The organism is Acinetobacter sp. RG5, assembly GCF_031844265.1.
GTDB lineage: Bacteria > Pseudomonadota > Gammaproteobacteria > Pseudomonadales > Moraxellaceae > Acinetobacter.
Genome location: NZ_JAUZUV010000019.1, coordinates 1 through 13536 on the forward strand (window position 1 = coordinate 1; position 13536 = coordinate 13536).

Annotated in this window: 16 protein-coding genes; 5 read left to right on the forward strand and 11 right to left on the reverse strand. The window is 42.6% G+C overall.

All coding sequences use genetic code 11. From position 1 onward, the window contains the following. Positions 1-302: 302 nt before the first annotated feature. The 4 genes from Q9R21_RS12785 to ftsY all read right to left on the reverse strand — a co-directional run bounded on the left by Q9R21_RS12785 (position 303) and on the right by ftsY (position 3882). Positions 303-917 carry a DUF2057 family protein gene (locus Q9R21_RS12785; RefSeq protein WP_311204631.1) on the reverse strand — a complete coding sequence of 205 codons (615 nt, stop codon included), beginning with the start codon at positions 915-917 and terminating at the stop codon, positions 303-305. Between the two features lie 204 nt (positions 918-1121). Next, complete coding sequence (locus Q9R21_RS12790) at positions 1122-1715, reverse strand: nitroreductase family protein (protein WP_004278677.1); 594 nt, start codon at positions 1713-1715, stop codon at positions 1122-1124. A 196-nt stretch (positions 1716-1911) separates the two neighbouring features. Further along, on the reverse strand, positions 1912-2601 hold the full coding sequence (locus Q9R21_RS12795) for a nitroreductase family protein (protein ID WP_253160778.1): 690 nt from the start codon (positions 2599-2601) through the stop codon (positions 1912-1914). A 177-nt stretch (positions 2602-2778) separates the two neighbouring features. Next, positions 2779-3882, reverse strand: a complete 1104-nt coding sequence (gene ftsY, locus Q9R21_RS12800; protein ID WP_005247197.1) for a signal recognition particle-docking protein FtsY — start codon at positions 3880-3882, stop codon at positions 2779-2781. A gap of 177 nt (positions 3883-4059) precedes the next feature. Here ftsY and Q9R21_RS12805 point away from each other — a divergent pair, with 177 nt between their 5' ends. Together Q9R21_RS12805 and Q9R21_RS12810 are read left to right on the forward strand one after the other, a co-directional pair. Further along, complete coding sequence (locus tag Q9R21_RS12805; protein WP_311204632.1) at positions 4060-5469, forward strand: pitrilysin family protein; 1410 nt, start codon at positions 4060-4062, stop codon at positions 5467-5469. Continuing rightward, positions 5469-7043 carry a pitrilysin family protein gene (locus tag Q9R21_RS12810; protein WP_311204633.1) on the forward strand — a complete coding sequence of 525 codons (1575 nt, stop codon included), beginning with the start codon at positions 5469-5471 and terminating at the stop codon, positions 7041-7043. The genes Q9R21_RS12805 and Q9R21_RS12810 overlap by 1 nt, the downstream gene beginning before the upstream one ends. Here the strand turns inward: Q9R21_RS12810 and Q9R21_RS12815 are convergent. Together Q9R21_RS12815 and Q9R21_RS12820 are read right to left on the reverse strand one after the other, a co-directional pair. After that, positions 6967-7290 carry a hypothetical protein gene (locus tag Q9R21_RS12815; RefSeq protein ID WP_004645254.1) on the reverse strand — a complete coding sequence of 108 codons (324 nt, stop codon included), beginning with the start codon at positions 7288-7290 and terminating at the stop codon, positions 6967-6969. The two genes, Q9R21_RS12810 and Q9R21_RS12815, sit on opposite strands and share 77 nt — an antisense overlap. A gap of 98 nt (positions 7291-7388) precedes the next feature. Beyond that, positions 7389-7748 carry a hypothetical protein gene (locus tag Q9R21_RS12820; protein ID WP_034436454.1) on the reverse strand — a complete coding sequence of 120 codons (360 nt, stop codon included), beginning with the start codon at positions 7746-7748 and terminating at the stop codon, positions 7389-7391. 224 nt (positions 7749-7972) lie between these two features. Between Q9R21_RS12820 and Q9R21_RS12825 the strand changes: the two genes are divergently transcribed. The 3 genes from Q9R21_RS12825 to Q9R21_RS12835 all read left to right on the forward strand — a co-directional run bounded on the left by Q9R21_RS12825 (position 7973) and on the right by Q9R21_RS12835 (position 9274). Beyond that, positions 7973-8206 carry a hypothetical protein gene (locus Q9R21_RS12825; protein ID WP_004278686.1) on the forward strand — a complete coding sequence of 78 codons (234 nt, stop codon included), beginning with the start codon at positions 7973-7975 and terminating at the stop codon, positions 8204-8206. Positions 8207-8357: 151 nt separating this feature from the next. Then, the gene (locus Q9R21_RS12830; RefSeq protein WP_004645256.1) at positions 8358-8738 is read left to right on the forward strand and encodes a DUF2750 domain-containing protein; all 381 of its coding nucleotides are present in this window, start codon (positions 8358-8360) and stop codon (positions 8736-8738) included. Between the two features lie 104 nt (positions 8739-8842). After that, positions 8843-9274: a CBS domain-containing protein gene (locus tag Q9R21_RS12835; RefSeq protein WP_004278688.1), complete on the forward strand. Its 432-nt coding sequence runs from the start codon at positions 8843-8845 to the stop codon at positions 9272-9274. A 130-nt stretch (positions 9275-9404) separates the two neighbouring features. On the opposite strand, the gene trpB is transcribed toward Q9R21_RS12835, so the two are convergent. The 5 genes from trpB to Q9R21_RS12860 all read right to left on the reverse strand — a co-directional run bounded on the left by trpB (position 9405) and on the right by Q9R21_RS12860 (position 13504). After that, entirely contained in the window at positions 9405-10613 is a 1209-nt protein-coding gene (trpB, locus tag Q9R21_RS12840) for a tryptophan synthase subunit beta (RefSeq protein ID WP_311204634.1), read from the reverse strand. A gap of 107 nt (positions 10614-10720) precedes the next feature. Beyond that, complete coding sequence (locus tag Q9R21_RS12845) at positions 10721-11908, reverse strand: VWA domain-containing protein (protein ID WP_005100079.1); 1188 nt, start codon at positions 11906-11908, stop codon at positions 10721-10723. Between the two features lie 13 nt (positions 11909-11921). Next, entirely contained in the window at positions 11922-12773 is an 852-nt protein-coding gene (locus tag Q9R21_RS12850) for a MoxR family ATPase (protein ID WP_005262763.1), read from the reverse strand. A 20-nt stretch (positions 12774-12793) separates the two neighbouring features. Beyond that, positions 12794-13177, reverse strand: a complete 384-nt coding sequence (locus Q9R21_RS12855; protein WP_005106668.1) for a hypothetical protein — start codon at positions 13175-13177, stop codon at positions 12794-12796. Positions 13178-13198: 21 nt separating this feature from the next. Beyond that, positions 13199-13504 (reverse strand): YcgL domain-containing protein, encoded by a 306-nt coding sequence (locus Q9R21_RS12860; protein ID WP_311204635.1) that lies wholly within the window; start codon positions 13502-13504, stop codon positions 13199-13201. Positions 13505-13536 lie beyond the last annotated feature (32 nt).

Here is a 13536-nt window from a genome sequence, read left to right on the forward strand (position 1 = left end):
TCTTAAAACCTCATCAGTTTTAAGCTCCAACCCAATCATTTAACGTTTCGTTTCATGCATTGCGTTGGTGTGCTGCGTATTCTATACAGTTTCAAAACGAGCGCAAGGGATTTTCTTAAAAATATCCAAAAAAACCAACCATACGTTTATTTTTTAATCTAAAAGGCTATTTTTAACACTTTTTTTGCGTTTTTCTAGCTAATTCCGCATGAAAAGTTTAAGCAAATGTTAATTTTCTAGCCCTCATCTCATAAAAAAAGATCACCCTAATGGTGATCTTTTTGATTCTTCATCAAAATATTTTAATTTGCCTGCTCAGCCAGCCAAGTCATAAATTTTTGACGCTCAGCTTTAGAAGCCTTTTGCCATAATTGAATCAGCTGCTGATCATTCTGGTCTGCTGACTGAGTATATACAGCTGCCGGTTGATGAACTGGTGTCGCAACTTGAGTCGTCATATCTAATTTTTTAGTCAACACGCGATTTCCAAACCATGGTTTCGCTGCATCTTTAGCGCCCGTCTGCTGGACTAGGAGCTGATTTTTTGCATCATATAGCCCAATAATGGGCTGATTTTTATATTTTTGCGCTGCATCAAAATCTTTAGGCGCCTGAATGAGTGCTAAACGATAAGTTTCGCCATCTTTAAGGCTTGGTGTTTTTACCGTAACCACACCTGACTTTAAAATATCATGTGAATTGTCTGAATGCTGAAAAAATTCGTTATAGCGCACACTGATCGCATTTATACCTGCATCCAAGCTATAAGTCTGATTAGAACGCAATAGACCCGAGTTCACCTCCTGATCATTTACGGCAACAATTTTTATTTCTTCAGGTACTGTGACGGTCACTGCCGACAAAACTGATGTGCTAAACAGAAACACTGCTGCAGTTGCCGCAATACGTAAATCCATATCCTTTACTCATTTTTGGTTGTTTATTAAAAATTAGCCGCACTATGCCGCGTCTAAATGACAATCTTATGACAAAGGCTGGAGCGATACAGCCTGTGTTCTTAGCATTTATTTGGCTAAATATACCCCATCATATTCAAATACAACTCTAAGACATAAAAAAAGAAGCATCAAATTGCTTCTTTTTTTATGATCTAAAATCATTTATGCAAAAGTCTTAAAGCGCTCTGCATCATCCATAAAGGTTTTTTCACCTGCAGGAGCTTCAATCGAACCAAATACCAGTTGAGCGCGAAGTTTCCAGTGAGATGGAATCTCGAAAGTTTGTGCGACTTCTTCATCAATAATTGGATTGTAGTGCTGTAATGAAGCACCAATATTTCTTTCTGCCAAAGCGGTCCAGGTTGCAAACTGTGCAATAGCAGAAGAATGCTCAGACCAGACCGGGAAGTTATCGGCATAAAGTGCAAACTGCTCCTGCATCGACTTCACTACGTTCTGGTCTTCATAAAACAGTGCGGTACCATAACCTGCAGCAAAAGCATTGATCTTGCTATTGGTTGATTCAAATGCATCTGCTGAAACCAGATCACGTAAAGTTTCACGTACAATATGCCAGAAAGTATCATGTGATTGACCAAATAAAATCACCACACGCGAGGTTTGCGAGTTAAAAGATGACGGACTGTGCTTCACCGCATCTTTAATGATTTTCTCAATTTCTGCTTGATCCAGCTCTACATTTTTTCCAATTGAATAAATGCTACGGCGTTGTTTGATTTGATCTAAAAATGCCATGAACCCACCTCTGTATATTTTGGTTATTTGAAAATCGATAAAGTTATATTACGTGCTTTAAGCACCCAAGACAGGTGCATTTCGATAACAATGTGTTTTATTTATAGAACAATCAGATTTAGATCTGAGTAGCGTATTTGTATCTGATTTTATCCGCAGCTTCCATGCTGTCACATATAAAGTGTTCTATAAACTTTTAATCAAATACTTTGAAACGATGCTGATCCGGTTTTTGTAATTTTTCTGCTACTGTTTGTTCAATTGACCCAAAGCAAAGTTGTGCGCGTAACAACCAGTTCTTTTCAATCTGAAAATGCTCTGCGACCCTTTCATCAATCAGTGGATTATAGTGCTGTAAGGATGCCCCTAAGCCAGAATCTGCCAGCGTCGTCCATACGGCAAATTGCGCCATACCGGAAGTTTGTTCCGACCATGCTGGAAAATCCTCACTATTTAATGGCATTTTCTTTTGTAATTGTTGAATCACGGCTTGATCTTCATAAAATAAAACCGTGCCATAGGCCGCAGCACATTGATTCAACTTGATTTCAATTCCTTCGTAAATATGTGCCGGCATATACTGACGCTGCACCTGTTTCACAATTTCCCAGAATTGATGATGAGAATCTGCAAATAACACCACAATGCGCGTAGTTTGAGAATCATAAGCCGAAGGGCAACTGCGCACTGCTTCCTGAATGATTTCGCCAAGATAAGTCTGACTATAATGTACCCGCTTACCGAGTTGATCGATACTACGGCGCTTTTTCAATTGATCGACAAAAGTCAGTTCTAAATCACCATTCAGTTTATTTTTTCTTGAAAATTTAAAATCCTTGGTTATATCGCTTGTTAATACCTGACCAATCTTATTTAGCAATGCCATTTTCTACCCCACAAAAAACAAGCCAAATCAGCTTAGAAAATCCCCTACAATTATAAGGCCTTTATCAAGATGGGCAGATTTAGTGGTGGTTTTACTGTCGGTTTTTACAACACTCAAACCAGCCAAAAACAACAAACTCCGCACTTGGCGGAGTTTATGTGAAGCATTGCACATTATTTATTTTTCAGTTTCAAATAATGCAGCAACAAAAGATTTGGCAGAGAATGGACGCAGGTCATCAATTTTTTCACCGACACCAATAAAGCGAATCGGCACATGAGTACGACTGGCGATATTAAACAGCACCCCACCTTTGGCAGTACCATCAAGCTTGGTAATAGTTAAGCCCGTCAAGCCTACCGCTTCATCAAACATCTCGACCTGATTAATGGCATTCTGGCCAGTACCGGCATCGACCACCAACATGACTTCATGCGGTGCAGTGGCATCAATTTTCTGCATCACACGTTTTACTTTGGTCAATTCCTGCATCAAATGACCTTTGTTATGCAAACGACCTGCTGTGTCTGCAATCAATACATCCACACCTTTGGCACGCGCACTTTCAAAAGCATCGAAAATCACTGAAGCCGAGTCAGCACCATGACCCTGAGCGACAACCGCAATATTATTACGTTCACCCCAGATCTGGAGCTGTTCAGTTGCAGCCGCACGGAAAGTATCGCCTGCTGCCAACATGACGGTCTTGCCTTCACCTTGCAGGCGCTTTGCCAACTTGCCAATGGTAGTCGTTTTACCGACACCATTCACACCAACTACCAGAATCACATAAGGCGATTTATTCGGATCAATGTGTAGCGGTTTTACTCGTGGTGCCAATAAAGCCACCAGTTCTTCCTGAAGCGCTTTATAGAGTGAATGCGAATAGATCAAATCACCACGTGCCGTACGTTCAGTCAGGTTAGCGATAATGGTCTTGGTGGCTTCCACACCGATATCGGCCACCAGAAGCTGCTCTTCGACTTCTTCTAATAATTCATCATCAATTTCTTTACCACCGATCAGGATATTTACCATCCCATCGGCAAGGTTTTTACGGGTTTTGGTTAAACCCACTTTCATACGGCTAAAGAAGCCACCTTTCGCCGCAGAATCTTCATTTTCATTTTCTGTTTCGACAGGTGCAGAAACCACAACGGTTTCGCTTGGCGTTTCTACGATAGGCACATTGACCGCAGGTAAGCTCGGTAATGTGACATCATCATCTCCGATATCAGCATCAATCAAAAATTTGTTTTGCCCATTAGATTGCTGTTGCATGCCGAATCCTTGAAAAGCATTGCGTTAAAAACCCAGATTCTACCATAACTTGCCTGCTTTGCAGCTAGCAATGCAAATGCTGGACAAACATACCAAAAAGCTACAGCTCTCGGTTGCTTTCAAGCACACATTTATTAAAAATAACTCTAAATACAAATGCCTATTTCAGGAGATCTAGTGTTAATCACCTTTTTGACTATCTCCTCTTTCTCGCAAATGATCAGACAGACGCTTTATCCACTCGGTGCAGCGGTATTGTTTAGTCTGAGCTTTAGCCCGGCCCAGGCACAAACCCGAAGCGAATTATCACGGACTACTTTTGAAACCACTTTAAGTAACGGTTTAAAAGTCATCATTCGGGAAGACCATCGTGCGCCCATGGTAATGACACAAATCTGGTACAAAGTCGGCAGCAGCGATGAATCTGGAAATATTCTAGGAGTTTCACATGCACTTGAACATATGATGTTCAAAGGCACCCATAAAGTTCCAAATGACGAATTTACCCGCCTGAGCCGGATTTATGGCGGCAGTATCAATGCAGCTACCTTTACCAATTACACCAATTATTATCAGCTCTATCCTAAAGCCTATTTTCCTATGGCGCTGGAACTTGAGTCTGACCGTATGAGTAATTTACTGCTTCGACAGCAAGACTTCGAGCCAGAAATTAAAGTCGTTATGGAAGAACGGCGCCAACGCACCGATGACAATCCTCGGGCGCAAGCCTTTGAACGGTTTAAATGGATCAGTTATCCGACCAGCCATTATCGCCAACCGGTGATTGGACACATGAAAACCCTGAATAATATTCAGTTGAATGATGTCAAAAAATGGTATCGGGACTGGTACAGTCCGAATAATGCCATTCTGGTGATTGTGGGGAACGTAGAATCTGAAGCTGCTTTGGCTCAGGTACAAAAATATTTTGCTGACATTCCCGCACGCCCAATACCAGCACGCAATGATGTACTGGAGTTTGAGCGTTTGGGTTATCGGCATATGGAAATTAATAGCAGTGTTCAAGTGCCCAATCTGTACATGACCTGGAATGTAAAATCCCTCAGCACTGCAAAAAATCCCCAAGATGCTTATGCCTTGACCATTATTCGCAGTCTTTTGGACAGTGGCATTTCTTCGCGTCTGCAAGACCGATTGGTACGTGATCGTAAAATTCTGACCTCTGTCAGCGTTTCTTATGATCCCTATAATCGCGGCGACAGCCTGTTTGGTATTTCTGCCTTACCTGCACCGGGCATCTCTTTGCAAGAAGCACAACAAGCAATTCAGGATGAAGTGGATTTACTTAAAACTACAGCGATGACTCAACAGGAAGTGGATCGTATCAGTACCCGCTTTATTTCCAATTTGATTTATAGTCAGGATGATATTGCCGGACAAGCCAAAATGATTGGCAATCTGGAGGTCAATGGCTTGAGTTATCGCCTGATGGATGAATTACCGAAACACTTTGAAAGTGTCAGTGTTCAGGATATCCAGCGCGTCGCCAACGCCTATTTTGTGCGTGAGAATCTCAGCACGCTTTATCTCTCACCCGAACAAAACACCCAGCAACGGGGATTATAATGCTTCAGCTTCGTCCATTTTTGCTTATTTCAACTTTAAGTCTTAGCTCGGCTACCCATGCAGAAAACTATCTTAACCCTCAACCTGACCAAAATGACAACCCCAGTCAGTTACAGTCTATCCCTTTACTGCAAAGTTTAAAAAATATTAATCAGCAACGAGAATTTCAGGCGCCTTATATTCATGACCTGAACAATCGCTATAAGGTACGTACACTGTTCGTTGAAACGCAGGATCTTCCCATGGTAGATATCCAACTGACCTTTAATGCCGGTTCGGCCCGTGATCAGGAAATTACCAAAGGTCTATATGGCCTATCCAATATGGCAGCCAAGTTGATGCGTGAAGGAACCGACAAATATAGCGCCAATCAGGTGGCGGAAGTTTTTGACCAAACCGGAGCACAATTCAGCGTACAAGCCTATCGGGATATGTTTGTGGTTCGTCTGCGTACGCTTTCAGACCCGGAAAAACTGGAACCCGCATTGGGCATGCTGATGGAGGTTCTCAAGAATGCATCATTTAAACCATCCAGCATTAATCTGGCTTTAAGCAATACCCAAGTGGGACAAAAACAGCTGCAGGAAAATCCAAGCCGACTCATGGATATCCGTTTTTATCGCGCTTTATATGGTCAGCACCCTTATGCAGAACCAATCAGCGGCACCCAAGGCAGCACCAAGAAAATTAATGCAGAATTATTGAAAAAATTTCGTGATCAGTTTTTGGTGGCGCAAAATATGAATATTGCCATTACTGGCAAACTCAGCCCGAAACAGGCACTCGAACTGTCTGAACGAATTGCCGGCAACTTACCTCAAGGGCAAAAAGCAGAAGCATTGCCACAGCCTGAAATTCAATCTGGTTTTGAAGTGGTACATCTACCCTATAACTCGTCTCAGGCGCATGTCACCTTTGGGCATTTAGGCCCAACCCGCTTTACTGAAGATAAACTGGCTTTAGAAGTCGCCAATCGCATGTTTGGCGGTAGCGGATTTAATGCAGTATTGATGCAGGAACTACGGGTGAAACGTGGTTTTACTTATGGCGCTTATAGTTCATTGAGCTTTAGTCAGGCACCCGGCGTATTCAGCTTTAAGTATTCCACGCGTCAGGATCAACTGCTAGACAGCATTCAGGTCGCACATCAAGCATTTATCCACTTTGTCAGCCAACCTATTGATACTCAGCGTCTGGAAGAAACCAAAGCAGGCATGTTACGTGCTTTTCCTAATAATTACAGCAGTAATGCCACCATTAATGCCCAGCTAGGCAATATGGGTTTTTATAGTGAGCAAACTGATTATTTATCCAGTTATCCAGAACGCTTGGCTAAAATCACAGCGGCAGATGTACAAAATGCAGTGCGCAAGCATTTTCATCCTGATCACTTAACCCTAGTCGTCGTCAACAAAGAACTGGATCAAAATGCCTTGAAAATGCGTTTGGAGCGAAATTTAATGGATGCCAATTATTACTTACCAACAAACCCTATGCCTAAGGCATCTCCACAGAGACCGGCGGAAGCTGACGTGCCCGAAGTGATTCCTGCTGATAAGCCTGCATCAATTTAAGATATTGCCCACGACGGATATGCTGCTGCTCTAATAAAGCGAGTGCCATATCCTGAGTTTGGGGAAGGTTTTGCTGTTTAGACAGTTGCTGAATCTGGGTGACTTGAGCAATGCTCAACGGACGATATAGAGCAAATGCGGCTAAAAGTAGAATGATCGCAATAATAAAAATAACCACACTGTTATAAATCTGTTCCAGTTTGATTCTGCTGAAAAATTGGCTTAGTTTTTCTGTATCTATAGACATACACTACCTCAGGTTAGAGGTAGTGTATGGTCGCAGTTACATAAGTTCAAGTCAGCGCACTGAATATTCATAAGAGCTGAATCCTGCTATTTCGAGGACTAATTCATGATTCTGGTAATAATTGTTGAATACAGCACCAATGCAACAACAAGCAATACCAGTGCAATTGCAAATTTACTTAAACCCGCTTCTGCTTCAGGCGGATGCAGACGATCCTCATCTGCAATGCGGACCAGCTCACCATTATAAAGCTTATAAAACTGCTCACGCTGGTTTTCATCCAGCGCACGGGTAAAGTCGTAGACTTCTTTACGTTGTGCCAGTCCATAATCACCCAGATGGGTATGTTTACTGAATATAGCTTGATCGAGTTTTTTACGATGCAAATCGGCAAGTTCCATAATTTGACCTGCAGTCGGAGGCATATCAAATTTCACACCATCTAAAGTTCTTGTCATCATGCCCTTCTCCTTATTGTTTGCTGTCCATTTACAATGTAGCTTAATAATATTTATAGTTGTGTATAGTTTAATCAGTTAAACTATAACTTAAGTAAACAAATAAAATCGAATAGTTGACTTTTCCATTATTTTGTAATATTAGTTTAACAATACTAATTTATATTTGTATTTAGACTAAATAGTCTATCCTGTAATCATAATTAAAATTAAGGAGTTTTTATATGATACAACAACTCTCTCAACACGATCTGGAACATCTGTACGCAGATGCCGTGAATACCATTCAATCGCAAATGAACTTTGCTGATGCAGTAAAACAGCTTGAAGAAGCCGCTCGTGCTGGCCATGGTAAAGCAGCGCTTTTTTTAGCAGAACTTTATTATCAAGGTTTCCGTGTAGAACGAGATTCACTCAAAGCCCAGTACTGGCAGAACATGGCCACCATGCAAGCATAAAGAAACGTCACCTAGGTGGCGTTTTTTTATGCCCTTTTTTCAATAAGTAGCAATCAATACATATTTTCTTACGAATCCTTGCAAAGCTGAAACAGTAATTTCATATAAAGTTTCTAGAATAGAGCCTGAACTCCAATAGCACTTTATTCTAATGAAACCACGAAAAATTATTCAATTTGATCCGATCTGCAAAAACTTTCTGTTAAAGATCACGATGCTTAAATCTTTGATGAATTGTGGCGAGCTATGGGGCGCATATCACCAAGGCTGGGCGATGATGCGTGACCAGGAAGACTGCATCTTCCCATTCTGGCTCAATCCGCTGGATGCTAAAAATTATGCCCAGCAGCATTGGCCGGATTACATCCCGCGTAAAATCAATTCTGAAGATTTTGAAAATGCATTATTGCCGACCCTGTCGCGACTGAATGTTACGCCAGCCCTGTTCAACACCAATGGAACCAAACTCAAACTGACTGCTGCACAGATGCGTCATCTGTTTTTTTCGCAACAAAGACTGCACATTGCTTAAATAACATGCTATTTATAAAGACTAAAACCTAAACACTTAGAGATGTTCAGGTTGAATACATACTCTAGGATTAATAATAAATTAACCAATAAGGATGATTAAGCATGACCAATGTGGCACAGGTGCTCAGTGAAAAAATGCATCAAGCTATTTATACCATCCGTCCAGATTCTACTGTTTTAGAAGCCATCACCTTGATGGCGGATAAAGGAATCGGGGCGCTTGTGGTAACCCATGAAGACAATGTGGTGGGGATTTTGTCAGAGCGGGATTACACGCGTAAAATCGCGCTGATGCAAAGAACCTCATTCGACACCACTGTTAATGAGATCATGACCTCTAAAGTGATTACCGTAAATACAGCTACTAGCGTAGAAGACTGTTTATCTCTGATGACTGAACGCCACCTACGCCACTTACCCGTGGTCGAACATGAAAAACTGATCGGTCTGATTTCAATTGGGGATTTGGTCAAGGCCGCCATGGATGACCAACGTAAATTGATTGAACAGTTACAGCAATATATCTCAGGTTAAAACATCATCTAGCTTTCTCTAAGGCATTTGAAGATCACTTAAGTGACACCAAGATAAAGTTTTATATCTGATGCATAAAAAATCCCGGTACGTGTATCGGGATTTTTTTATATGAACATTCTGAATAAAATCAGTTTAGACCTAATTTTTCTGCGACGTAATCTGAGTCTTTATCACCACGACCCGATAAGTTCACCACAATTTTGGTATCTTTTGGCAATTTACCCGCTTCACGAATTGCCCAAGCCACCGCATGCGAACTTTCTAGTGCAGGCACAATCCCTTCTACACGGGACAAGGTCATAAATGCATCCAGACATTCCTGATCGGTTGCAGTCGTATACTCAACCCGACCCAAATCTTTAAGCAAGCTATGCTGCGGCCCCACACCCGGATAATCCAGACCAGAAGCAATTGAATGCACTGGCAATGGCTCGCCTTGTTCATCTTCAAGCACATAACAGGCCATCCCATGTAACTGGCTCGGTTTACCTAAAGTCAATGTTGCTGAGTGCTTGTCAGTATCCAGACCATGACCTGCCGGCTCAACGCCTACCAGTTTCACATCTGGTTCATTTAAAAATGCAGTGAATGCGCCCACTGCATTAGAACCGCCACCGACACAGGCAACGACATAATCAGGATTTGCACCAAAACGTTCATTGGCCTGAACTTTAATTTCATCACCAATAATCGACTGAAAATCACGAACCATCATCGGAAATGGATGCGGTCCAACCACCGAACCGATAGCATAGATGTAATTTTTCGGATCTTTCAAATATTCTTCAAAAGCACTGTCGACTGCATCTTTGAGTGTGGCTGTACCGCGAGTCACAGAAATCAGCTTGGCACCCAGAATTTTCATCTTGACGACGTTTGGATGCTCTTTTTCGATATCCACCTGCCCCATATGAATTTCACACGGAATACCCACCAAGGCACATGCAGTTGCCAAAGCAACACCATGCTGGCCGGCACCAGTTTCTGCGATGACTTTGGTCTTGCCCATATATTTGGCCAGTAGTGCTTCACCTAGGCAATGATTAATCTTGTGCGCGCCAGTATGGTTCAGATCTTCACGTTTCAAATAAATCTGGGCTCCACCGAGCTGTTCAGAAAGACGTTTGGCATGAAATAGTGGACTTGGACGACCGACATAATGAGCAAATAGGTCTTTCAATTCATTCTGAAATTCTTTAGTCTGACGAATTTCCTGATAGGCCACATTAATATCATCCATGGCCTGTTTCAGATCGGGTGGAATAAACTGACCGCCATATTGACCAAAAAAACCCTCTTCATTGGGTAAGGCAATACCATTAATTTGATGAGTCATAATCATGCCCGAGATTTTAAATAAAAGATAATGAGTGACTTTATACTAGAATAATTTGTTTTAAATCACTAATAACTCCAACTAAAGTCACTTATAGATAAATGGAATTAACGCGCCAGATATTTAGTCATGTCTTCAATGCCTTTTAATGTCATTGGAAACATATGATTTTCAAATATTTGCTGGATCAGACCAATCGTATGGGTGTAATGCCAGTATTTTTCTTCTTCAGGATTCAGCCAGGCGGTTTTATCAAAATGCTGACGCAGACGCTGCAACCAGACTTGCCCAGCCTCATCATTCATATATTCAACAGAACCACCGACAGAATTCAGCTCATACGGTGCCATACTGGCATCACCGACCACAATCACGCGGTAATCACGGCCATAGGTATTGAACAAATCCCAGGTATTCATGCGTGAACTGGAACGACGGATATTGTCTTTCCAGACATAGTCATAGAGACAGTTATGGAAATAGAAATATTCCAGGGTCTTGAATTCGGTTTTCGCCGCACTGAACAGCTTTTCACACTGCGCAATATGCGCATCCATCGAACCGCCGACATCGAACAGCATTAAAACTTTGATGCGGTTACGACGCTCGGGCACCAGTTGTACATCCAGAATGCCCTGCTTGGCCGTTTCACGAATCGTACCATCAATATCTAGCTCTTCGGCTGCACCCTGACGGGCAAACTTACGCAAACGGCGCAATGCCATCTGCATCTGACGGCTACCCAAAATCTGTTCATCATCCAGATTGCGGTATTGACGCTGCTCCCAGACTTTCACCGCAGAACGCTTACGCCCCGGCCCGCCAATACGCACACCTTCGGGATGATCGCCATAGGCACCAAAGGGTGAAGTGCCACCGGTACCAACCATCTTGTTACCGCCCTGATGTTTTTTATGCTGTTCGCGCAGACGCTCTTCCAGCATTTTCATCAGTTCTTCCAGCGATCCGGCCTTTTTCAGCTCTTCGCGCTGCTCCGGGGTCAGATGCTTCTCGAGCAATTCGAGATCGAACCAGTCTTTGGGCAGCTTATGCACCTGATTTAGCAAGTCATCCAGATCAAAGGTCGCGATACCATCAAAATAGTCTTTCATGGCGCGATCGAACTTGTCGAAATAGCGCTCGTCTTTGACCATTACAGTTTTGGCCAGCTGATAGAACTCGTCCTGATCGGCAAAGACCAGACCTGCAGCAACTGCCTGATTCAGGTCAATCAATTCGCGGGTCGATACCGGTACACCGTATTTGCGTAAGGTATAAAACAGTCGCACAAACATGCGTGTTTCTCCCTTAACGACGTGACATAAATGCTAGACGTTCGAGCAACTGCACATCTTGCTCATTCTTGATTAATGCACCGTACAAAGGTGGAATTGCTTTAGATTTATCAGTATTGCGCAGAATATCTTCCGGCATGTCGTCAGCCATGAGTAGACTGAGCCAGTCGATCAGTTCAGACGTTGAAGGTGGTTTTTTTAAACCCGGAATCTGGCGCAATTTAAAGAAAACCTGTAAGGCTTCATTCACCAGTGTGGTCGAGATATTGGCAAAATGCACATCAATGATTTCACGCATGGTGGCTTCATCTGGGAATTCGATGTAATGGAAGAAGCAACGACGCAGGAAAGCATCTGGCAATTCTTTTTCATTATTTGAGGTAATGATCACGATTGGGCGCTGAGTTGCGGTAATGGTCTCGCCTGTCTCGTACACATAGAACGACATTTTATCGAGTTCATGCAGCAAGTCATTTGGAAACTCGATGTCTGCCTTGTCAATTTCATCAATCAGCAGAACACAGCGTTCTTCACTGGTAAATGCTTCCCACAATTTGCCCGGCTTGATGTAGTTCTTGATGTCATAGACACGGTCATCACCCAACTGGCTATCGCGCAAGCGCGATACTGCATCATATTCATACAGACCTTGCTGTGCTTTGGTAGTAGACTTGATGTGCCAGGTGATCAGTTCCAAACCCAGACTTTCTGCAACTTGCTCAGCCAGTAAAGTCTTACCTGTACCCGGCTCCCCTTTGACCAGCAACGGTTTTTGCAAACTGCGTGCAGCTTTCACCGCAAGTTTTAAACTGTCAGTCGCGATGTACTGATCGGTACCTGAAAATTGTTGAATATCAGCAGACATGATTGAACCTTATTTTTTACTTACAGCGGTGAACTTTTCTCGTGAACACGAATATTGCTTTTGTTCGACACATAAGTCGACCAGCAATAGCCAATCACAGATCCGATCCCAATGACAAATAAAATAAGTGACGCATTAATCCAAACCAGGGATTGCTCTTTGGTCAACACCCCAAATAACAGACCGAAGATCGCAGGTGCAATAGAAGCATTCGCCCCCTCAGATACCGTCGGTGTCAACAGAATGGCAAAGGCTACAATCCACAAAAAACCGCCCATGGGTTTAGGCAGACGCTTGGTTACACCATACCAGCACCATAAAGCAATCAGGCTGCCGAGCAGATAAACTGCAACGGCAATGCTCTGTTCAGGAATTGAGTCTAATACAGCCACATAACCATTCATTTCACAACTCCTGAATTAACATTAAGCACCGCGTAAACCTTCTGGTGCGACCGCATTTGGATCAATCAAGCCTTTTGGTGGCATTTGGAGGAAGAAACCGCGGGTTTCAATAGAATCCATAACATGCAAGACATTGGCACGTGCCAGTTTACGTGATTCGCTTAATTCAAGATGCATGACAAAAGTCGCACGTCCAAATGCTGCCTGTACTGCTTCAGTCAATACACTTAAAGGTTCGAATGTTTCAGCTTCGCTTTCATTCGCAGGACGCGCCACATACAGATACATTTCACTTTTTTTACTGGATTTGTAGATAGACACTTGCATATTTCAAACGACTTTTCTGGAAAAACAACCGC